16 protein-coding genes and 1 riboswitch are annotated in these 20,875 nt (G+C 72.9%); of the genes, 11 read left to right on the forward strand and 5 right to left on the reverse strand.

Annotation, left to right across the window (positions count from 1 at the left end):
- Positions 1-7 precede the first annotated feature (7 nt).
- Positions 8-2,458, reverse strand: coding sequence for a DNA topoisomerase (ATP-hydrolyzing) subunit A (locus ACF08W_RS28420; RefSeq protein WP_385205422.1), 2,451 nt, complete (start codon positions 2,456-2,458; stop codon positions 8-10).
- A gap of 268 nt (positions 2,459-2,726) precedes the next feature.
- Here ACF08W_RS28420 and ACF08W_RS28425 point away from each other — a divergent pair, with 268 nt between their 5' ends.
- From ACF08W_RS28425 to ACF08W_RS28440, 4 genes are all read left to right on the forward strand, one after another.
- The gene (locus tag ACF08W_RS28425; RefSeq protein ID WP_392280959.1) at positions 2,727-4,085 is read left to right on the forward strand and encodes a M16 family metallopeptidase; all 1,359 of its coding nucleotides are present in this window, start codon (positions 2,727-2,729) and stop codon (positions 4,083-4,085) included.
- A gap of 23 nt (positions 4,086-4,108) precedes the next feature.
- Entirely contained in the window at positions 4,109-5,491 is a 1,383-nt protein-coding gene (locus tag ACF08W_RS28430) for a pitrilysin family protein (protein ID WP_352273276.1), read from the forward strand.
- Between the two features lie 264 nt (positions 5,492-5,755).
- Positions 5,756-5,921: riboswitch (cyclic di-AMP (ydaO/yuaA leader) on the forward strand.
- Positions 5,922-5,934: 13 nt separating this feature from the next.
- Positions 5,935-6,753, forward strand: coding sequence for a M23 family metallopeptidase (locus ACF08W_RS28435; protein ID WP_392280960.1), 819 nt, complete (start codon positions 5,935-5,937; stop codon positions 6,751-6,753).
- 247 nt (positions 6,754-7,000) lie between these two features.
- The gene (locus ACF08W_RS28440) at positions 7,001-7,699 is read left to right on the forward strand and encodes a GntR family transcriptional regulator (RefSeq protein ID WP_392280961.1); all 699 of its coding nucleotides are present in this window, start codon (positions 7,001-7,003) and stop codon (positions 7,697-7,699) included.
- Between the two features lie 212 nt (positions 7,700-7,911).
- Here the strand turns inward: ACF08W_RS28440 and ACF08W_RS28445 are convergent, their stop codons facing one another.
- A complete protein-coding gene (locus ACF08W_RS28445; RefSeq protein WP_352273247.1) occupies positions 7,912-8,193 on the reverse strand; it encodes an HPr family phosphocarrier protein in 282 nt (93 codons plus the stop codon).
- Positions 8,194-8,367: 174 nt separating this feature from the next.
- On the opposite strand from ACF08W_RS28445, the gene ACF08W_RS28450 reads away from it, so the two are divergent.
- The 5 genes from ACF08W_RS28450 to ACF08W_RS28470 all read left to right on the forward strand — a co-directional run bounded on the left by ACF08W_RS28450 (position 8,368) and on the right by ACF08W_RS28470 (position 14,685).
- On the forward strand, positions 8,368-11,205 hold the full coding sequence (locus tag ACF08W_RS28450) for a GNAT family N-acetyltransferase (protein ID WP_392280962.1): 2,838 nt from the start codon (positions 8,368-8,370) through the stop codon (positions 11,203-11,205).
- 72 nt (positions 11,206-11,277) lie between these two features.
- Positions 11,278-11,874: a DUF5998 family protein gene (locus ACF08W_RS28455; RefSeq protein ID WP_352273245.1), complete on the forward strand. Its 597-nt coding sequence runs from the start codon at positions 11,278-11,280 to the stop codon at positions 11,872-11,874.
- Positions 11,874-13,061: a nucleotide pyrophosphatase/phosphodiesterase family protein gene (locus tag ACF08W_RS28460; RefSeq protein ID WP_352273244.1), complete on the forward strand. Its 1,188-nt coding sequence runs from the start codon at positions 11,874-11,876 to the stop codon at positions 13,059-13,061. The genes ACF08W_RS28455 and ACF08W_RS28460 overlap by 1 nt, the downstream gene beginning before the upstream one ends.
- Before the next feature lie 43 nt (positions 13,062-13,104).
- Positions 13,105-13,755: a thymidine kinase gene (locus ACF08W_RS28465; RefSeq protein WP_352273243.1), complete on the forward strand. Its 651-nt coding sequence runs from the start codon at positions 13,105-13,107 to the stop codon at positions 13,753-13,755.
- 63 nt (positions 13,756-13,818) lie between these two features.
- Positions 13,819-14,685, forward strand: coding sequence for a PaaX family transcriptional regulator C-terminal domain-containing protein (locus ACF08W_RS28470; protein WP_392280971.1), 867 nt, complete (start codon positions 13,819-13,821; stop codon positions 14,683-14,685).
- 155 nt (positions 14,686-14,840) lie between these two features.
- On the opposite strand, the gene ACF08W_RS28475 is transcribed toward ACF08W_RS28470, so the two are convergent.
- Entirely contained in the window at positions 14,841-15,959 is a 1,119-nt protein-coding gene (locus ACF08W_RS28475) for a terpene synthase (RefSeq protein ID WP_392280963.1), read from the reverse strand.
- 508 nt (positions 15,960-16,467) lie between these two features.
- Positions 16,468-17,256: a VOC family protein gene (locus ACF08W_RS28480; RefSeq protein WP_392280964.1), complete on the reverse strand. Its 789-nt coding sequence runs from the start codon at positions 17,254-17,256 to the stop codon at positions 16,468-16,470.
- Between the two features lie 227 nt (positions 17,257-17,483).
- On the opposite strand from ACF08W_RS28480, the gene ACF08W_RS28485 reads away from it, so the two are divergent.
- Positions 17,484-18,311, forward strand: coding sequence for a sulfurtransferase (locus ACF08W_RS28485; protein WP_385205444.1), 828 nt, complete (start codon positions 17,484-17,486; stop codon positions 18,309-18,311).
- A gap of 68 nt (positions 18,312-18,379) precedes the next feature.
- On the opposite strand, the gene sepH is transcribed toward ACF08W_RS28485, so the two are convergent.
- Entirely contained in the window at positions 18,380-19,444 is a 1,065-nt protein-coding gene (sepH, locus tag ACF08W_RS28490; RefSeq protein WP_352273239.1) for a septation protein SepH, read from the reverse strand.
- A gap of 554 nt (positions 19,445-19,998) precedes the next feature.
- Between sepH and ACF08W_RS28495 the strand changes: the two genes are divergently transcribed.
- On the forward strand, positions 19,999-20,865 hold the full coding sequence (locus tag ACF08W_RS28495) for a hypothetical protein (protein WP_392280972.1): 867 nt from the start codon (positions 19,999-20,001) through the stop codon (positions 20,863-20,865).
- The last annotated feature ends 10 nt before the right edge of the window (positions 20,866-20,875 follow it).

Genomic DNA, 20,875 nt, shown 5'->3' on the forward strand with positions numbered 1-20,875 from the left:
CCGGTGGCTACACCGGGCCGGCGACCACCGCGACCGGCTTGGGCAGCGGCGTACCCGAACCGTCGCGCCGGGGGTCGGGGGCGGGCAGCTCGCTCGGAGCCCCGTTCCGCTGCGCGGCGCGGGCCGGTGTGGCCCCCGCCCAGGCGAACACCAGGCTGTCCTCGCCCTTGAGGAACCGCTGACAGCGCACCCCGCCGGTGGCCCGGCCCTTGCGCGGGTACTGGTCGAACGGGGTGAGCTTGCAGGTCAGCAGCGAGTCGTCGAGCAGGCCGTGCGAGCCGGCGACCGTGAACACCATCGCGTCCGCCGCCGGGTCCACCGCGGTGAACGAGAGCACCTCCGCGCCCGCGGCGAGCTTGACCCCAGCCATGCCCCCCGCGGCCCTGCCCTGCGGCCGCACCTGAGCCGCCGGGTAGCGCAGCAGCTGGGCGTCGGAGGTGATGAAGACCAGGTCCTCCTCGCCGGTACGCAACTCGGCGGCGCCGACAATCCGGTCGCCCTCCTTGAGCGCGATGACCTCCAGCTCGTCCTTGTTGGCCGGATAGTCCGGCACCACCCGCTTGACGACGCCCTGAAGGGTCCCGATCGCCAGGCCCGGGGAGGACTCGTCGAGCGTGGTGAGGCAGACGACCGACTCGTCGCTCTCCAGCGTGAGGAACTCGGTGACCATCGCCCCGCCCGACAGGTTGGGCGCCGCATGGGTGTCCGGCAGCTGGGGCAGGTCGATCACCGAGAGGCGGAGCAGCCGCCCCTCGGACGTCACCACGCCCACGTCGCCGCGGGCCGTCGCCGGAACGGCCGACACGATCACGTCGTGCTTGGCACGCTTGGCGTCCTCGGCGAGCACCACCGGCTCGTCGTTGGCCGTACGGGCCAGCAGGCCGGTCGAGGAGAGCAGCACCCGGCACGGGTCGTCCGCGACCTCCAGCGGCACCGAGGCGACCTGCGCACCGGCCGACTCCAGCAGGACCGTACGCCGCTCGGTGCCGAACTTCTTCGCCACCGCGGCCAGTTCGGTGGAGACCAGCTTGCGCAGCGCGTTGTCCGATTCGAGGATCACGGTCAGCTCGTCGATCTCGCCGTTGAGCCGGTCCCGCTCGCTCTCCAGCTCGATCCGGTCGAACCTGGTCAGCCGGCGCAGCGGAGTGTCCAGGATGTACTGCGTCTGCGTCTCGCTCAGCGAGAAGTGCTCGATGAGCCGCTCCTTCGCCTGCGCCGAATTGTCGCTGGACCGGATGATCCGGATGACCTCGTCGATGTCGATCAGCGCGACGAGCAGGCCCTCGACCAGGTGGAGCCGGTCGCGGCGCTTGCTCCGGCGGAACTCGCTGCGCCGGCGCACCACCTCGAAGCGGTGGTCGAGATAGACCTCCAGGAGCTCCTTGAGCCCCAGGGTGAGCGGCTGGCCGTCGACCAGCGCCACGTTGTTGATGCCGAAGGACTCCTCCATCGGCGTGAGCCGGTAGAGCTGCTCCAGGACGGCTTCCGGCACGAAACCGTTCTTCACCTCGATGACCAGGCGCAGGCCGTGCTCGCGGTCGGTCAGGTCCTTGACGTCCGCGATGCCCTGGAGCTTCTTCGACGAGACCAGGTCCTTGATCTTGGCGATCACCTTCTCCGGGCCGACGGCGAAGGGCAGTTCGGTGACGACCAGGCCCTTGCGGCGGGCCGTCACGTTCTCCACGGAGACCGTCGCGCGGATCTTGAACGTGCCGCGCCCGCGGGCGTACGCGTCCTTGATGCCGCCCAGGCCCACGATCCGGCCACCGGTGGGCAGGTCGGGCCCCGGCACGAACCGCATCAGCGTTTCCAGGTCGGCGGCCGGGTGCTTGATCAGGTGCCGCGCGGCGGCGACGACCTCGCCCAGGTTGTGCGGCGGCATGTTGGTCGCCATGCCGACCGCGATCCCGGACGACCCGTTGACCAGGAGGTTCGGGTACGCGGCGGGGAGGACGGACGGCTCCGTCTCCTGGCCGTCGTAGTTCGACTGGAAATTGACGGTGTCCTCGTCGATCGACTCCGTCATCAGGGACGTCGCGTCGGCCATCCGGCACTCGGTGTACCGCATGGCGGCGGGCGGGTCGTCGTTCCCGAGCGAGCCGAAGTTCCCGTGGCCGTCGACCAGCGGGAGCCGCATCGAGAACGGCTGCGCCAGACGGACCAGCGCGTCGTAGATCGACGCGTCGCCGTGCGGGTGCAGCTTGCCCATGACCTCGCCGACGACGCGGGCGCACTTCACGAAGCCGCGATCGGGGCGCAGGCCCATCTCGTTCATCTGGTAGACGATGCGGCGGTGCACCGGCTTCATGCCGTCGCGGGCGTCGGGCAGGGCCCGCGAGTAGATCACGGAGTACGCGTACTCGAGGAAGGAGCCCTGCATTTCGTCGACGACGTCGATGTCGAGGATCTTCTCCTCGAAGTCGTCCGGCGGCGGGGTCTTCGTGCTGCGGCGGGCCATCGCTGCTGCGACTCCTTCACGGATTCTGTTCGGGCAACCTCAGGTTCTGACGCGGACCATTGTGGACCGCCGCACTGACAACCCCGACCTCGACCCGTCCCAAAGGGTGTCCCGGACCGCGCCGGAAGGGCCTTCCGACCCGGCGGGGACGGGGAGCGACCCTCTTTCCCGCGAACTTCCGTGGAACGGGAACTTCGCCAGGTGTCCGTCCGCTTGCTTAAAGTGGCAGGTCTCGCAGGAATCCAGTATCGCGATCGAAGGGACGTACATGCCCATGGGTCACACGGCCACCGCTCAGGCCGGCTCCGGCGGCTTGACAGCGACCGAGCACCGCCTGGCCAACGGCCTGCGCGTGGTGCTCTCCGAGGACCATCTGACCCCGGTCGCCGCGGTCTGTCTCTGGTACGACGTCGGCTCGCGCCACGAGGTCCAGGGGCGCACCGGCCTGGCTCACCTCTTCGAGCACCTGATGTTCCAGGGCTCCGGCCAGGTCAAGGGGAACGGCCACTTCGAGCTGGTGCAGGGGGCCGGCGGCTCGCTCAACGGCACCACCAGCTTCGAGCGCACCAACTACTTCGAGACCATGCCCACGCACCAGCTGGAGCTGGCCCTGTGGCTGGAGGCGGACCGGATGGGCTCGCTGCTCGCCGCGCTCGACGAAGAGTCCATGGAGAACCAGCGCGACGTCGTCAAGAACGAGCGCCGCCAGCGGTACGACAACGTTCCCTACGGCACGGCGTTCGAGAAGCTGACGGCGCTCTCCTACCCGGAGGGCCACCCGTACCACCACACCCCGATCGGCTCGATGGCCGATCTGGACGCCGCGACCCTGGAGGACGCGCGCGCCTTCTTCCGCACCTACTACGCGCCGAACAACGCGGTGCTCTCGGTGGTCGGCGACATCGACCCCGAGCAGACCCTCGCCTGGATCGAGAAGTACTTCGGGTCCATCCCGTCCCACGACGGCAAGCAGCCGCCGCGCGACGGCACGCTCCCGGAGATCATCGGTGAGCAGCTGCGCGAGGAGGTGCGCGAGGAGGTTCCGGCGCGTGCCCTGATGGCCGCCTACCGGCTGCCGCACGACGGCACCCGTGAGTGCGACGCGGCGGACCTCGCGCTGACCGTCCTCGGCGGCGGCGAGTCCTCCCGGCTCCACAACCGTCTGGTCCGCCGTGACCGTACGGCGGTGGCGGCCGGCTTCGGACTGCTGCGGCTGGCCGGCGCGCCCTCGCTGGGCTGGCTGGACGTGAAGACGTCCGGCGGCGTGGAGGTTCCGGAGATCGAGGCCGCGGTCGACGAGGAGCTCGCCCGGTTCGCCGCCGAGGGCCCCACGCCCGAGGAAATGGAGCGCGCGCAGGCCCAGTTGGAGCGCGAGTGGCTGGACCGGCTCGGTACGGTCGCCGGGCGCGCCGACGAACTCTGCCGGTTCGCGGTGCTGTTCGGCGACCCGCAGCTCGCCCTGACCGCGGTGCAGCGGGTGCTCGACGTCACCGCGGAGGAGGTCCAGGCGGTCGCCAAGGCCCGGCTGCGCCCCGACAACAGGGCGGTGCTGGTCTACGAGCCGGTCGAGGCGGCCGAGTCCGCGGACAGCGACGACACCGACGCGCAGGAAGGAGCCGGCAAGTGACCGACGCGGCGACTGGAGTTTCGATGCAGTACCACCCGCAGCCGGCCCCGGGCGTCGCCCGCCCCTGGGCCTTCCCCGCGCCGGAGCGGGGCGCCCTGCCCAACGGTCTCACGGTGCTCCGCTGCCACCGCCCCGGCCAGCAGGTCGTGGCGGTCGAGATCTTCCTCGACGCCCCGCTGGAGGCCGAGCCCGAGGGGCTCGACGGCGTGGCCACGATCATGTCGCGGGCGCTGTCCGAGGGCACCGACAAGCGCACCGCGGAGGAGTTCGCGGCCGAGCTGGAGCGCTGCGGCGCCACGCTCGACGCGCACGCCGACCACCCCGGTGTCCGGGTCTCCCTGGAGGTCCCGGCCTCCCGGCTGGCCAAGGCGCTCGGGCTGGTCGCCGAGGCGCTGCGGGCGCCCGCCTTCGCCGACAGCGAGATCGAGCGGCTGGTGCGCAACCGGCTCGACGAGATCCCGCACGAGCAGGCCAACCCGGCCCGCCGCGCCGCCAAGCAGCTCTCCAAGGAGCTCTTCCCGGCCGAGGCGCGGATGTCGCGCCCGCGCCAGGGCACCGAGGAGACGGTGGAGCGGATCGACGCGGCGGCCGTCCGGGCCTTCTTCGACGCCCACGTCCGGCCGTCCACCGCGACCGCCGTGGTCGTCGGCGACCTGACCGGCATTGACCTGGACGCCCTGCTCGCCGACACCCTCGGCGACTGGTCGGGCGAGGCCGCCGCGCCCCGCCCGGTGCCGCCGATCACCGCCGACGACACCGGCCGGGTGGTGATCGTCGACCGTCCGGGCGCGGTCCAGACCCAGCTGCTGATCGGCCGGATCGGTGCCGACCGCCACGACAGCGTGTGGCCGGCCCAGGTGCTCGGCACCTACTGCCTCGGCGGCACGCTCACCTCCCGCCTCGACCGGGTGCTGCGCGAGGAGAAGGGCTACACGTACGGAGTGCGGGCCTTCGCCCAGGTGCTGCGCTCGACCGCTGCGGACTCCGCCTCGGGCGCCACCGGCGCCGCGATGCTGGCCATCAGCGGTTCGGTGGACACGGAATCCACCGAGCCGGCGCTCAAGGACCTGTGGACGGTCCTGCGGACCCTGGCCGCCGAGGGCCTCACCGACGAGGAGCGCGAGACGGCGGTGCAGAACCTGGTGGGTGTCGCGCCGCTGAAGTTCGAGATGGCGGCCTCCGTCGCGGGCACCCTCGCCGACCAGGTCGAGCAGCATCTGCCGGACGACTACCAGGCGCAGCTGTACGCCCGCCTCGCGGAGACCGGCACGGTCGAGGCGACCGCGGCGGTCGTCAACGCCTTCCCGGTCGACCGGCTGGTCACCGTCCTGGTCGGTGACGCGGCGCGGATCGAGGAGCCCGTCCGGGCCCTGGGCATCGGCGAGGTGTCGGTCGTCACCGGCTGACCCGCCGGCTTCTCGGCCCTTCCCGGCTCTCCCCTGCCACGGACCGGTACGGGGCAGGGGAGAACCGGTGGACAGCAGGGCATGGGTGCGGATCCCGCAAGCAAGATGTGCGGGATCCGCACCTTTTGTCCGTTCCGTGGTGAGGTTGCCCGTCTGCCCTGTGGGATGCGCTACAAAATGGCCTGTCCGTTTGGTGGATGTAAGTGCCCCCGTTTAGCGTCGGCTCGACTGTTCGTCACTCGTATGCCGCATCAGGGGCGTACCGGACAGTCATCGCCGAGTCCCCGTCCGGCGCGAGCCCGGGGAGCCGGGGACCCATGTAGTCCCTGGGGTGAATCGGACGCCTGAGCCCCGAGAGGCCGGGGTGTCCGTAGGAGACCTTCCTGCTCCGAACCCGTCAGCTAACCCGGTAGGCGAGAAGGAAGGAAAGGACCAGCCACTTCATGGCGTTCACCCGTGCCACGGGGAAGCATCGTGCCCCGAGCCGACTGACGCGCAGGGGCGCGAAGGCCGTCGGCGTCGCGACCCTCGCCACCACCGGTGTCATCGGCGGTCTGGCCGCCCCGGCCGTCGCCGCGGAGTCGGAGTCCGCCGCTGTCGAGGACACCGGCCTCACCCAGGTCCTCACCATCGAGAAGACCCTTGCCGAGCGGATCGGCGCCCAGGCCGACGCACAGGCGAGCCAGGCCGTCGCCACGGCGAAGGCCAAGGCCGAGGCGCACAAGAAGGCTGAGGCGCGCAAGAAGGCCGAAGCCAAGAAGAAGGCCGAGGCGAGGGCGGCGGCGGCGGAGCGCGCCGCCGAGTCCCGCGCCGGTACGGCCCGCGTCGCCCGGTCCGCCGAGCGCACGGTGCCGGGAGCCTTCCGTCTCCCGGTCGCCGGTTCGTACGTCACCACCGGCTACAAGTCCGGCGGCTCGCTCTGGTCCTCCGGCAGCCACTCGGGCGTCGACTTCCACGCCGCCTCCGGCAGCTCCGTCGTCGCCGTCGGCGCCGGTACGGTCGTCGAGGCCGGCTGGGGCGGCGCGTACGGCAACAACATCGTGCTCCGGATGACGGACGGCACGTACACGCAGTACGGCCACCTCTCCTCGATCGGGGTGTCGGTCGGCCAGAGCGTCGCCGCCGGCCAGCAGATCGCCCTCTCCGGCTCCACCGGCAACTCCACCGGCCCGCACCTCCACTTCGAAGCCCGCACGACGCCGTCGTACGGCTCCGACCTGGACCCGGTCGCGTATCTGCGCGCCCACGGCGCCGCCCTCTGACGGACGCTCCACCGAAGGCCCCGGACCCGCGCGTCCGGGGCCTTCGGCATGCCTGCCGCACGGTGCGGGTGACCCCTCGCCCACGCGACCGCTCCCCGACGTCACCGCTCTCCGATGCGACCGGTCCGCGGCCGGAAGATATTCATCGATTCCCGCCCGGCATCGGAAATGCCGCCGCATTGCAATAGAGTCACGGAACAGGTGTTGGGCGGCCGCGTTTCGCGGGCATTGAGGCGGAGGTTCGGGCATGCGCATTCCCGCGCATTCGGTAAGCACAGCGATTCGTGACGACATCGTCTCCGGAGTCTTCGCGCGCGGCAGCCGGCTCACGGAGGAGGTGCTGGCCCGCCGGTACGGGGTGTCCCGCGTCCCGGTCCGCGAAGCGCTGCGCACCCTGGAGTCCGAGGGCTTCGTGGTCTCCCGCAGGCACGCGGGCGCCTGCGTCGCCGAGCCCACCGACCTGGAGGCGGCCGACCTGCTGGAGGTCCGGACGCTGCTGGAGCCGCTGGGTGCCGCCCGCGCGGCGCGCCGTCGCACCGAGGCCCACCTCAAGGTGTTGCGCGGCCTGGTCCGCCTCGGCCACGACCGGGCGCTGCGCGGCGAGGGCGAGGACCTGCGCCCACTGGGCGGCTGGTTCCACGAGACGCTGGCGCAGGCGTCCGGCAGCCCCGGCCTGATCGCCCTGCTCGGCCAGTTGCGGCACAAGATCGCCTGGATGTACGTGGTCGAGCCCCCGGACCGGCCGGTGGACTCCTGGGCCGAGCGCGGGGCCATCGTGGACGCGGTGGCGCGCGGCGACGCGGACCGGGCCAGGGCGCTGGCTGCCCATCACGCGGAGCGGACCGCCGCCGCGCACCGGCTGCGGCCCCGCCCGCCCGGCCCGCGCGCGGGAAACCCGGTGAGGGGGCCGCAACATCCCGTAAACAGTGCGGGTGTCCGCACTTAACAAGCGCACCGTAGAAAGAGAGGTGCTCCGGTCCGGCCGGGATATTTCCCCGGCAGGCGGGGAGGGATTTTCCCGTGGTCGAAGGTGGAATTCATCCGCTGGTGGAAGGGGAGGAATCCCCGCTATCCCTTTCCTTTCCGGCGGAATTAGTCGCGGCATGAAAAAGCCGCGGCTCCGGTTCACGGTGCCGCGGCTCTCTCGGAGAGGGTGCCTCAGACGGTCTCCGGGAGCTCCTCGAGTCCCTCGGCGACCAGCTTCGCCAGACGGTCCAGAGCGGCCTCGGAGTCGTCCGCCTCGGAAGCGAGCACGATCTCCTCGCCGCCCTGCGCGCCGAGCCCGAGCACCGCGAGCATGGACGCGGCGTTCACCGGGGAACCGTCGGCCTTGGCGATCGTCACGGGGACGCCGGAGGCCGTGGCGGCACGGACGAAGATGGAAGCGGGGCGGGCGTGCAGGCCCTCGGCCCAACCGACGTTGACGCGGCGCTCAGCCATGGTTCTGCCCTTCAGGAATCACTAGTTGTCTAGACCATTCTCGCACGTGGTGCGCGGTGCTCCGGCCGAGCCCCGGGACGCCCGACGACGTGCGTGGTGCCCCTTGATCGGCTCTCCCAGACTGCCCCGGCCCCGGTACGTACGCGACCGCTGGCGGAGTCGTACGCTTTGCCCATGGAGCCCGCCCCGGAGCAGAGCCCGCCGCATGCCTATCCCGCCCACTGGGAGGCGGACGTGGTGCTCCGCGACGGTGGCACCGCGCGGATCAGGCCCATCACCACGGACGACGCCGAGCGGCTGGTCAGCTTCTACGAGCAGGTCTCCGACGAGTCGAAGTACTACCGGTTCTTCGCCCCGTACCCCCGGCTGTCCGACCGGGACGTGCACCGCTTCACCCACCACGACTACGTCGACCGGGTGGGGCTCGCCGTCACGGTCGGCGGCGAGTTCATCGCGACCGTCCGCTACGACCGGATCGACGAGCGGGGCAGGCCGGCCTCCGCCCCCGCCGACGAGGCCGAGGTCGCCTTCCTGGTCCAGGACGCGCACCAGGGCCGGGGTGTGGCCTCGGCCCTCCTCGAACACATCGCGGCCGTCGCCCGCGAGCGCGGCATCCGCCGCTTCGCCGCCGAGGTGCTGCCCGCCAACACAAAGATGATCAAGGTGTTCCGGGACGCCGGATACACCCAGCGGCGCAGCTTCGAGGACGGTTCCGTCCACCTCACCCTGGACCTCGAACCGACCGAGGAGTCCCTCGCCGTCCAGCGCGGCCGCGAGCACCGGGCCGAGGCCCGCTCCGTGCAGCGCCTGCTGGCCCCCCGCTCCGTCGCCGTCATCGGCGTCGGCCGGGCCCCCGGCGGCGTGGGCCGCACCGTCCTGCGCAACGTCCTGGCCGCCGGCTTCACCGGCCGGACCCACGCCGTCAACAACGCCTTCGCCGCCGGACAGGAGACGATCGACGGCGTCCCCGCCCACCGCTCCCTCGGCGAGATCGGCGAACCGGTCGACCTCGCGGTCGTCGCCGTACCCGCCGACCGCGTCCCCGAAGCCGTCGCGGACTGCGGCGAGCACGGGGTGCAGGGCCTGGTCGTCCTCTCCGCCGGCTACGCCGAATGGGGCGCCGAGGGCCGCGACCGCCAGCGCGAACTGGTCCGGCAGGCCCGCTCGTACGGCATGCGGATCATCGGACCGAACGCCTTCGGCCTCATCAACACCGCGGAAGCGGTACGGCTGAACGCCTCGCTCGCCCCCGAGCCGCCCACCCGCGGCCGGATCGGCCTGTTCACCCAGTCCGGAGCGATCGGCATCGCCCTGCTCTCCGGCCTCTACCGGCGCGGCGCGGGCCTGTCCACCTTCATCTCCGCCGGCAACCGCGCCGACATCTCCGGCAACGACTTCCTCCAGTACTGGTACGAGGACCCCGACACCGACGTGGCCCTGCTGTACCTGGAGTCGATCGGCAACCCCCGCAAGTTCACCCGCCTCGCGCGCCGCACCGCGGCCGTCAAGCCGGTCGTCGTGGTCAAGGGCGCCCGGCACAGCGGCTCCACCCCGCCCGGCCACGCGGTGCCGACCCGGCGGATCCCGGACGCGACGGTCTCGGCGCTGATGCGGCAGGCCGGCGTGATCCGGGTCGACACGGTCACGGAGATGGTCGACGCGGGGCTCCTCCTCGCCGACCAGCCGCTGCCCGCCGGCCCCCGGGTCATGATCCTCGGCAACTCCGAATCGCTCGGCCTCCTCACGTACGACGCCTGCCTCGCCGAGGGGCTGCGCCCGCGCCTGCCCCTCGACCTCACCACCGCCGCCACCCCGCAGGACTTCCGGAACGCCCTGACCGAGGCGCTGGCCGACGACGGCTGCGACGCCGTGATCGTGACGGCGATCCCCTGGGTCGGCGAGGACGGCCGGGCGGAGGCGGGCGACGGGGAGGTGCTGGCGGAGGCGCTGCGCGCGGCCGCGGCCACGGGCCCGGCCAAACCGGTGGCCGTCGTGCACGTGGAGATCGGCGGACTCGCCAAGGCCCTGGCCGCCGCCAGCGGCACGGTCGCCCGCCCGTCCGCGCCCCGGACCGCCCCGGCGGACCAACAACGGGACCCACAGACCTCATCGGCACCGCAGAAGGACGGCGCCCCGGGCCGCATCCCCGCCTACCCCGCCGCCGAACGGGCGGTCCGCGCCCTGGCCGAAGCCGTGCGGTACGCCCAGTGGCGGCGGCAGTCCGCCGTCCCCGGCAAGGTGCCCGAATTCCTCGACGACACCATCGACGAGCCGGGCACCGCCCATCTCATCGACACCCTCCTCGGCCCCGACCCCGACCCCCGGGGCCGGCAGCTCGGCACGGAGGAGGCCCGCGAGCTCCTGGCCGGCTACGGCATCACCGTACGGCCGACGCTCCCGGCGCCCGGCCCGGACGCCGCCGTCGCCGCGGCCGCCCGGCTCGGCTACCCCGTGGCGCTCAAGACCACCGCCCCCCACCTGCGCCACCGCGCCGACCTCGGCGGCGTCCGGCTCGACCTCGCCGACGAGGACGCGCTGCGCCGGGCCTACGGCGAGCTGACCGGGCTGCTCGGCGGCCCCGCCGAACTCCAGCCGGTCGTCCAGTCCATGGCGCCGCGCGGGGTCGACACCGTCGTACGGGCCACGATCGACCCGGCGGCCGGCGCCGTCCTCTCCTTCGGGCTCGCCGGAGCCCCCTCCGAACTGCTCGGCGACATCGCCCACCGCCTCGTCCCGGCCACCGACCGCGACGCCGCGGAGCTGATCCGGTCCATCCGGGCCGCCCCGGTGCTGTTCGGCTGGCGCGGCGCCGCGCCGGTGGACACCGCGGCGCTCGAAGAGCTGCTCCTGAGGGTCTCTCGGCTGGTCGACGACCACCCCGAGGTGGTCTCCGTCGCCCTGGAACCGGTGGTGGTCGCCACCCGGGGACTGACCGTCCTCGGCGCGAGCGTCCGCCTCTCGCCGCCCCCGGCCCGTACCGACCTCGGCCCGCGCCGCCTGCCCAACTACTGACCCGGACGCGACGGCGCTCCGCCTGCCGTACGCCGTCCCCGGCAGTCACCGGGCCCCCGTAGGATGGTGCCCATGGCAAAGACCGGTACGACGACCCAGGGGCTGCGCGCGGCGATCGAGCGCAGTGGCTACTACCCGGCCCTCGTGGCCGAGGCGGTGGAGGCCGCCGTGGGCGGCGAGCCGGTCGCCTCGTACCTGGTGCACCAGGAGACCACCTTCGACTCCAACGAGGTGCGCCGCCATGTCACCGTCCTGGTCCTGACGGACAACCGTTTCATCGTCAGCCACACCGACGAGCAGAACGCGGACACCAGCTCCCCGACCCCGTACGCCACCACCTCCACCGAGTCGGTCAAGCTCGACCGGATCTCGTCGGTCGTGGTCAGCCGGGTCGTGGCCAACCCGGAGAAGTACGTGCCGGGCACGCTGCCCCGCGAGGTCGTCCTCACCATCGGCTGGGGCGCGGTCTCCCGGATCGACCTGGAACCGGCCGCCTGCGGCGACCCCAACTGCGAGGCCGACCACGGCTACACCGGCAACACGACGGCCGACGACCTGAGCCTGCGGGTCAGCGAGGCCGGTGACGGACCGGACACCGTGCGCCAGACCCTCGCCTTCGCCCAGTCGCTCTCCGAGGCCACGGCCGCGACCGCGGCGACCGGCCGCTGATGGCTCAGCCGGCCTGGCAGGAGCCCGAACCGCTCACGGTGGAGAGCGCCCCGGTCCCCGAGTACGGCAGCGGCTCGCTCGCCGACCTGCTGCCCACCCTCGTCGCCGGACAGGGGGTGCCCGGTTTCACCGCCGCGATCCCCGAGCTCACCCCCGCCGACCGGAACTGCGTGTTCCTGATCGACGGCCTGGGCTGGGAGCAGATCAAGGCCCACCCGGACGAGGCACCCTTCCTGCACTCCCTGCTCCCCACCTCGCGCGGCGGCACCGGCCGTCCGATCACCGCGGGCTTCCCCGCCACCACGGCCACCTCCCTGGCCTCCGTGGGCACCGGGCTGCCGCCCGGGGAACACGGCCTGCCCGGCTACTCCGCGCGCAACCCGGAGACCGGCGAGCTGATGAACCAGCTCCGCTGGCGCCCCTGGGTCCCGCCGGCCGCCTGGCAGCCGTACCCCACCGTCTTCCGGCTCGCCGACGCCGCGGGGGTGCGCACCGCCCAGGTCTCCGCCCCCGACTTCGAGCGGACCCCGCTCACCCAGGTCGCGCTCAGCGGCGGCTCCTTCCTCGGCCGGCTCTCCGGCGAGGAGCGGATGGACACCGCCGCCGCCCGGCTCGCCGCCGCCGACCGGACGCTGGTCTACACGTACTACAGCGAGGTCGACGGCAAGGGCCACCGCTTCGGCATCGACTCCGACGCCTGGCGCGGCCAGCTGATGTACGTGGACGGGCTGGCCCGGCGCCTGGCCGAGCAGCTCCCGCCCCGCTCGGCGCTGTACGTCACCGCCGACCACGGCATGATCGACATCCCGTTCGACGAGCAGTCCCGGATCGACTTCGACGAGGACTGGGAACTGCGCGCGGGCGTCGCCCTCCTCGCGGGCGAGGGCCGGGCCCGCCATGTGTACGCCGTACCGGGAGCCGAGAACGATGTCCTCGCCGTCTGGCGGGACGTGCTCGGCGAACAGTTCTGGGTGGCGAGCCGTGAGGAGGCGATCGCGGCCGGCTGGTTCGGTCCGAGGATCGACGAGCGGGTCCACGGCCGGATCGGCGACGTCGTCGCCGCGGCCCACGACGACGTGATCATCACCGCCTCCGTCAACGAGCCGAACGAGTCCGCGATGGTCGGTGTGCACGGCTCGATGACCCCCGTCGAGCAGCTCGTCCCGCTCCTCGAAGTACGCTCGTAACCCCTCTTCCACCCCTCCTCGCCCGAAAGGTGCTGGACCTCTCATGTCCGAGCTTGTGTTCTTCTCCGGAACGATGGACTGCGGAAAGAGCACGCTGGCCCTCCAGATCGGCCACAACCGCTCGGCACGCGGCCTGCAAGGCGTGATCTTCACCCGCGACGACCGGGCGGGGGAGGGCAAGCTCTCCTCGCGGCTGGGGCTGGTCACCGAGGCCGTCGAGGCCGACGAGGGGATGGATCTCTTCGCCCATCTCATCGACCGGATAAGCCGGGGCGGCCGGGCGGACTACGTGATCGTGGACGAAGCGCAGTTCCTCGCGCCCGTCCAGATCGACCAGCTCGCGCGCGTCGTCGACGACCTCGACCTGGACGTCTTCGCGTTCGGCATCACCACCGACTTCCGGACCAAGCTGTTCCCCGGCTCGCAGCGGCTCATCGAGCTGGCCGACCGGGTCGAGACGCTCCAGGTCGAGGCGCTCTGCTGGTGCGGCGCCCGCGCCACGCACAACGCCCGGACGGTCGGCGGCCAGATGGTCGTCGAGGGCGCCCAGGTGGTCGTGGGCGACGTCAACCAGCAGGCCGGCGAGGTCGGTTACGAGGTGCTGTGCCGCCGCCACCACCAGCGCCGCACCACCAGCGCGAGCGCCCGCGCCGCCGCGCTCTCCCCGGACGTGCTGCCGGTCGGCCCCGCCTGAACCGCCGTACCCGGGCCGTCCGGCGGCGGCCCCCGGCGGGCTGCTTAGGATGACGGCGTGAACATGGCGAGCGGAGAATCAGCCGGGTCCGGACCGGGCCCGCTGGCCAAGGTGCAGCCCCGACAACTGATCGTGACCGTCTACGGGCTGTACGCGCGCGACACCGACGGCTGGATGTCCGTGGCCTCGCTGATCCAGCTGCTCGCCGATCTCGACGTCGAGGCGCCGACCGTGCGCTCCAGCGTCTCCCGGCTGAAGCGGGCCGGACTGCTGGAGGCCCGGTCGGTCTCCGGGGCGGCCGGATACCGCGTCTCGCCCGCGACCGAACGCATCCTGCGCGACGGCGACCCGCGCATCTTCGCCGCCCGCCGGGCCACCGTCGAGGAGGGCTGGGTGCTGGTCGTCTTCTCGGTGCCCGAGTCCGAACGGGCCAGACGGCACACGCTGCGCACCCAGCTCACCCGGCTCGGCTTCGGCTCCGTGTCCGCCGGGGTGTGGATCGCCCCCGGCCACGTCCACGACGAGGCGGAGTCCATGCTGGCCCGGCACGGACTGCGCGCCTACGCCGACCTCTTCCGGGCCGACTACCTGGCGGCCGCCGGGGGCGACGCCGCCGAACTCGCCACGAAGGTCCGCTCCTGGTGGGACACCGCCCGGCTGCAACGGCTGTACGTCGCGTTCCTGGCCGCGCACCGACCGGTGGCCGAACGGATCGCGAGCGGTGCCGCGGTGACGGACCGCCAGGCGTTCACGGCGTACATCGGGCTGCTCACCGACTGGCGCAGGCTCGTCTACCTCGACCCCGGCCTCGCCCGGGAACTGCTCCCCGAGGAGTGGAGCGGAACGCACGCCGCCGAGCTCTTCGACGAGCTGCATGCCCGACTGGCCGGCCCCGCCCGCCGCCACGTCGAACGGACCCGGGCCCGCTGACGGCCCGGGAAGGCTGGAACGGGCACCGGCCGCGCACCCGCGAAGCCGAAGGCGGGCTGTCCGCTGACGCGCCGGAGCCGGACGGGGACGACGACGGCGGCGCGAGCCGCCCCGGCGGGGGACCCGGGGCACCGGGCACCTGCTGCGGACGGCGCCTACCGCGTGACGTCCCGCTCGACCGTCCCGGCGCGGCTCGCTCCTCGATGCGGGAGAGGGGTGGTCCACCACCAGGAGACGGAGGGGATGGGAAGCGGGACGGGGGTCTCGGCCGTGGTGGAGGTGCCGAGGATCCGGGTGGGGAGGTCGGCGGGGTCCTCCGGAGGGTTGTAGCGGGCGCTTGCGAGCTGCCATTCCACGGAGCCGCGCAGACTGCTGTCGAGGCACGTGAGGTACTGGCGCAGTTGAGGACTCGCCCAGCTGCGCACGTCCTCCGACAGGCGGTTGTAGAGCATGACCACCCGGTCACGCTGGCGGACGACTTCCGCGACGGCCTCTTCTGCCGTGAGGGCGCGTTCCTGCTGGACGACACGTACGGCATTGACGTAGTAGTCCCCGCTCCTGCTCTCCTTGTGGTGGGAGATCAGGTCGTTGTCCCAGGCAGCGACGAAGGCGGCCATCTCGTTGGCCGCCCGGACGGCGGAATGTTCCGCTTCCAGTGGAACGAGTTCGATGCCCAGCCCCATTTCGATCCAGACGGGGAGCATCAGGCCGCCGCTGGAGTGCAGCCTCAGGATGGTGTAGTCGTCCACCGTGGGAATGGCGTCCTTCGCACGGTAGTCGGACTCCCAGACAGCAGCCATGAAGTATCCGCGCAGAGTGTTCACCCAGCGCGCGAGCTGGCCCGGTGTGGCGTGCCGGGCGATCCTGCTGCCCAGGTCACGCAGCGCTGTCGCCAGAGGGTCCCCGGCAAGGGCAGCGACGTCCCGGCCCTGCGCCGCGCCGAGCATCCGGGACATCACCGCCACCAGCTCACCCGGGTGCTTTCCGGCTTCACCCTCTTCGCAGTAGCCGTCATCGAACGCGAACAGCCAGAAGCTGTAGTCCGCCAGCAGCCGGACAACCTCCCGCTTCCCGCGAGGCAGGAGGCGCCCGGCGAACTTCCCCGACGGAGCCCGGGTGGCGATCCGCTGCCGCAGGTTCGCGGTGCCGAGACCGTACTGCTCCGCCCATGCGGCGGTTTCTTGATCGATGGCCTCGTGGTCGGGGTGAAGGCCGCTGGAGAAAGGGAGGTAGAAGGGAGGGATGCGCACGGATGCGTGGCGAGGAGCGGTCACGGTGGCCTCCGGGGGGGTCGGCTGACCTGTCGGGGCGGGCGTCGTGGAGCGGCGAACCGGCGGCCTGCGGCTGAGCGTTGTGCTCGGGCCGGGGCGTATGCGGCTCCGGGCGTCGCGGGCGCGGTCGGGCAGTCGTGGGCCTCGGTGGTCGCCAGGGGCATTCACCCGATGCAGGGGACAGTACGGACCACGGGCACGAGGCTCCTCCTGGCTCCTGCCGCAACGGACGCCCGGACACCGGGGCATCCCTCCATACCTGTCCAACGACGAACATCGGATTCAGGTCATCAGGAGATTTCGCGCTTTTCCGGTGTCGGTCGAGCCGTTCGGATCAGGCCGGAACGACGGCTGTCGCCCGGCGTGGCAGCCCCGCGAGGTGCCGCGCCGGACGCTGTGGTCCCGGCCATGGTCCGAGCAGGGGAGTCCCTGCGGAAACCGCTCCGGCGCCTTGCGGCGCACCGCGGCGCCGGACGCGGCTCCCCGCCCGCCCCGCTCCGCCGGACCGGCCCTAACCGGCCGTCGTCGAGCGCACGATCGCGAACGCCGCGCCCTCCGGGTCCGCCACCGTCGCCACCCGTCCGCTCGCCCCGTCCCGGGGCGGGTGCAGCACCTGGCCGCCGAGTTCCACCACCCGACGGGCGGCCTCGTCGGTGTCGGCGACCTCGAAGTACGTCATCCAGTGCGGCCCCCGGTCACGCGGCAGCGCATGGCCGACCCCGTGCAACGAGGCCACCGGGCGGCCGTCCAGACGCAGCGTCTGGTAGTCGAAGTCGGCGGAGACCTCCGCCTCCGCCTCGTAGCCGAAGACCGTCTGGTAGAACTTGCAGACCGTCGAGGTCTCCCTGGTCACCAGCTCGTTCCAGACCGGTGTGCCCGGGGCCCCGGCGAGCGCCGTGCCGAGGTGCGCGGCGGCCTCCCAGATTCCGAAGACCGCGCCGCCCGGGTCGGCGGCGATGGCCATCCGGCCCGCCTCGCCCGACTCACCGGCGTCGAGCGGCCCCACGGCGACCGTGCCCCCGCAGGACCGGACGGCCTCCGCGGTGAGATCCACGTCGTCACTGGCCAGATACGTCGTCCAGGCGACCTGCAGATGCCGGTCGGGCGGCAACTGCCCGATCCCGGCTACCTCCTTCCCGCCGATCAGGGCCCGGACGTAGGGGCCCAGTTGGTCGGGCCCCGGCACGAACTCCCAGCCGAACAGGTCGGCGTAGAAGTCCTGGGTGGTGCCCATTCCGTGCACGAGCAGGCTCACCCAGCACGGGCTTCCGGGCGTACGCGGAGCGGCAGCCTCGGTCATCGTCACTCTCCTCGGACCATCGGGGTGGCCGTACGGGGACGGAGCCGGCGTGCCGTCATGCGGTACGGGATGTGGACGCCCCGTGCAGATGGTGGCACCACCCGGCGCACGAAGCGCCCGGCCGCGCCGCGTCGTTCCGGAACTCGACGCAGAGAGACCGGATTGCCACGGTGCGACCGTTTGGGAGGTGCTACGGCACGGGCGGCTCCTGCGCGAGGATGGCCTCCATGAAGCCCATCATCAGCGCATCCGCATACGCGAGCGAATCGGCGGGGCCACGTCCGCCGGTGCTCCTGGACGTACGTTGGCAGCTGGGCGGCCCGCACGGCCGGCCCGACTACGAGGCCGGGCACATCCCCGGCGCCGTCTTCGTCGACCTGGACGCGGAGCTCGCCGGTCCGGCCGGGCGTGGCGGCCGCCACCCGCTGCCCGATCCGGAGGAGTTCGGCGCGGTGATGCGCCGGGCGGGAGTCTCCGGGGACACCCCGGTGGTCGTGTACGACGGGGGCCAGGGCTGGGCGGCAGCGCGCGCCTGGTGGCTGCTGCGCTGGACGGGGCACGAGGACGTCCGGGTCCTGGACGGCGGCCTCGCCGCCTGGCCGGGCGAGCTCCAGACGGAGACTCCGACCCCGGCCGAGGGGGATTTCCGCCCCGCCCCCGGAGCGCTGCCGCTGCTCGACGCGGACGGGGCCGCCGCGCTCGCCCGCTCCGGGCTGCTGCTCGACGCGCGGGCCGCCGAGCGCTACCGGGGCGACGTGGAGCCGATCGACCGGGTGGGCGGCCACATCCCCGGTGCCGTATCGGCCCCGACCTCCGAGAACACCGGCGCCGACGGCCGCTTCCTGCCCCCCGGGGAGCTGGCGGCACGCTTCTCGTCGCTCGGCGCGGACCGGGCGGCGGAGATCGGCGTCTACTGCGGCTCGGGGGTCTCCGGCGCCCACGAGGTGCTGGCCCTGGCCGTCGCGGGTCTGCCCGCCGCGCTGTACGCGGGCTCCTGGTCCGAGTGGTCCGGCGACGAGTCCCGCCCGGTCGCCACGGGGCCCGACCCCCAGTAACGGAGGATCGGCACGAAGGCCCGTACGCGAGGGCGTACGGGCCTTGCTCATGCTGTGGTGAACCCCGCTCAGTCCTGCTTCTTGCGGCGGGTGCCGAAGACGATCTCGTCCCAGGTCGGAACGGCGGCGCGGCGGCCCGGCCGGACGCCGTCCGCCTCGGCCTGGCGGTCCGTCGTGCCGGTCAGCCGGTCGCGGTGGCCCGCCACCGCCCTCGGCATCAGGACATCGGCGTAGGCGGACCCGGCGCCCGCGGACGCCGCGGCGGGCGGCTCGTCCGCCTCCGGCTCCTGCGCGGCGGGCTCGATGGCGGGCGGCTCCGGCTGCGACGGCCGCTCCGGCACCACCATGTCGCCGCGGAAGCTCGGCACCGCCTCCAGCAGGCTGGTCAGCGAATCGCGCTCACCGGCCGAGACGGACGCGATGTGCTCCTCCGGCTCGGGCGGGGGCGGCGGAACCGCGGGCCGCTCGATCTGGCGGTCCAGGGCGCGGTCGAGCGGCCGGTCGCGCGGCAGCCGGGCGATCCGGGGCACGAAGGGGAAGCTGGGCTCGGGAGCGGCGACGTCGTCGGTCTCGCCGATCAGCGAACGGGCCTCGTCGTCCACGGCCTGCACCAGGCGGCGCGGGGCGTCGTACGTCCAGCTGGCCGAGTGCGGCTCGCCCGCGACCCGGTAGACCAGGAGGACCTCCCAGGTGCCGTCGTCCCGGCGCCAGGAGTCCCACTGGACGGTCTCCTTGTCGGCGCCGCGCAGCAGCAGCCGCTCCTGCACGGCCTCGCCGAGCTGGGGGCCGGTGTTCTCGCCGGGGCGGCGTACGGGGGTCTTGCGGGCGCGCTCGGCCATGAAGGCGCGCTCCGCGAGCACGGGGCCCTCGAAGCGGCGGACCCGGTCGACCGGGATCCCGGCGAACTGGGCGACCTCCTCGGCGGAGGCGCCGGCTCGTATCCGGGCCTGGATGTCGCGGGGGCGGAGGTGGCTCTCCACCTCGATCTCGATCTGGCCGAGGCGCGCGCGGTCGTTGCGCACGGCGGCCCGCAGCCGCTCGTCGATCGGGAGTGTGTACTCCGTGCTGTCAGCAGCCTTGAGCACCAGTCGTGTGCCGTCGTTGGAGACAGCCACGACACGCAGTTCGGGCATGGGGACCTCCCGGGTGGTGCCTGCCGACGTCACCTGCGTCGCTGCTTCCGCTAGTCGAGTGTGGCCTGCCCGGGTGCAGCCTGCCACAACATTGCCGTGTTGCCCGGTGTGTCGGGCGCGAGCCCTTGATCGCCGGTGTGACACAGGGACCTATTCTGCAACAAAAAGTGACTTTTGATCACTTCATGTAGCCGGTCTCCGTGTAATACCGCGGCGCCGCCGGATCGAGTGCCTCCTTCGGCTCCCTTTTTGAAGATCCGGAACACCCGCACGGGCATCCGGCCCCAGGGTTCGACACAGTACTCCATTCGGGCCATCAGGGTGGACCGCCGCGCCGTCGAAGTTCTCTTGAGGTGCGGGAGTTGGATGCCGGGCCGGGGCGGGCGGGCGCTCACCGGGTGTCCTGCTTCACACAATCCCCCGAAGCGGAACTAAGAGCTTCGCTCAAATGTCCCTTCCTGGTGCATGGTGGGGGAGATGTCAATAGAGGGCGGAAAACAGTGCAGAAGCCGGAAAGTGACATAGAACCCAAGGAAAGGCGTATCGATCTGAGCCTGCCCCAGGTGGCGGGCAGTGCCCTCGCTGCGGTCGCGGCGGCGGTGGCCGCCTCCCAGTTGGGCGTGTACGGAACGATCCTCGGCGCCGGGGTGATGAGCATCGTCGCCACCTGCGGCGGCTCGGTCTTCCAGCACCTCTTCCGGCGTACCGGGGAGCAGCTCCGCGACGTGACCGTACAGGCGCGCGGGGCGGGCGGCGGCGGTGCGGCGAGGACGCCCGGGCACGGGGCGCGGGCCCCGTACGGCGCCGGGACGGCGGACGCCACCGCGGTGCTGCCCGCGGCGGACGACCCGGACCGCACCCGGATGCTCCGGGCACCGGACGCGACCCGGCTGCTCACCGCGCACCCCGTCCCGGACGGGGAGTTCTCCGAGGCCACCACGCACGGCACCCGGCTGCGCGGCTGGAAGCGCTCGGCACTCGGCGCGGCCGTGGTCTTCGTCCTCGCCATGGCCGGGATCACCACGTACGAGGTGCTCTCCGGCGGCGACCTGAGCGGCGGCCACGGGACGACCGTCGGCTCCGTGGTGCGCGGCGGCGGCGAGCGGGACTCCGGTACGGACGCCCCGGCACCGTCGACGAGCACCGGCCGGGACGGGGCACCGGACCGGGAGAGCGGCACGACGCCTGGGACGGAGCAGCAGGGCGGCGCGAGCCGGAACCCGGACCCCGCGCCGAGCGGCCGGCCCTCCACCGGCCCGACGGCCGACCCCGCGCCGTCCGGCTCCACCGGCGGCTCCACGGACCCGGCCCCGGAGACCACCCCCTCCCCGGGGGCGTCCGGCGGCGGCTCCACCACCGACCCGGCCCCCGCGGGCGGCCAGGCCCCGGCCCAGGGCGACGGCACCGGCGCCGGGCAGTGACCGGCCCGGG

It is taken from the genome of Streptomyces sp. NPDC015144 (genome assembly GCF_043079735.1).
Classification (GTDB): Bacteria; Actinomycetota; Actinomycetes; order Streptomycetales; family Streptomycetaceae; genus Streptomyces.

Bases quoted from the DNA above. Each gene is read 5' to 3' on its own strand.
- ACF08W_RS28420 (WP_385205422.1), bottom strand. From the start codon at position 2,458: ATGGCCCGCCGCAGCACGAAGACCCCGCCGCCGGACGACTTCGAGGAG.
- ACF08W_RS28425 (WP_392280959.1), top strand. From the start codon at position 2,727: ATGCCCATGGGTCACACGGCCACCGCTCAGGCCGGCTCCGGCGGCTTG.
- ACF08W_RS28430 (WP_352273276.1), top strand. From the start codon at position 4,109: ATGCAGTACCACCCGCAGCCGGCCCCGGGCGTCGCCCGCCCCTGGGCC.
- ACF08W_RS28435 (WP_392280960.1), top strand. From the start codon at position 5,935: ATGGCGTTCACCCGTGCCACGGGGAAGCATCGTGCCCCGAGCCGACTG.
- ACF08W_RS28440 (WP_392280961.1), top strand. From the start codon at position 7,001: ATGCGCATTCCCGCGCATTCGGTAAGCACAGCGATTCGTGACGACATC.
- ACF08W_RS28445 (WP_352273247.1), bottom strand. From the start codon at position 8,193: ATGGCTGAGCGCCGCGTCAACGTCGGTTGGGCCGAGGGCCTGCACGCC.
- ACF08W_RS28450 (WP_392280962.1), top strand. From the start codon at position 8,368: ATGGAGCCCGCCCCGGAGCAGAGCCCGCCGCATGCCTATCCCGCCCAC.
- ACF08W_RS28455 (WP_352273245.1), top strand. From the start codon at position 11,278: ATGGCAAAGACCGGTACGACGACCCAGGGGCTGCGCGCGGCGATCGAG.
- ACF08W_RS28460 (WP_352273244.1), top strand. From the start codon at position 11,874: ATGGCTCAGCCGGCCTGGCAGGAGCCCGAACCGCTCACGGTGGAGAGC.
- ACF08W_RS28465 (WP_352273243.1), top strand. From the start codon at position 13,105: ATGTCCGAGCTTGTGTTCTTCTCCGGAACGATGGACTGCGGAAAGAGC.
- ACF08W_RS28470 (WP_392280971.1), top strand. From the start codon at position 13,819: ATGGCGAGCGGAGAATCAGCCGGGTCCGGACCGGGCCCGCTGGCCAAG.
- ACF08W_RS28480 (WP_392280964.1), bottom strand. From the start codon at position 17,256: ATGACCGAGGCTGCCGCTCCGCGTACGCCCGGAAGCCCGTGCTGGGTG.
- ACF08W_RS28485 (WP_385205444.1), top strand. From the start codon at position 17,484: ATGAAGCCCATCATCAGCGCATCCGCATACGCGAGCGAATCGGCGGGG.
- sepH (WP_352273239.1), bottom strand. From the start codon at position 19,444: ATGCCCGAACTGCGTGTCGTGGCTGTCTCCAACGACGGCACACGACTG.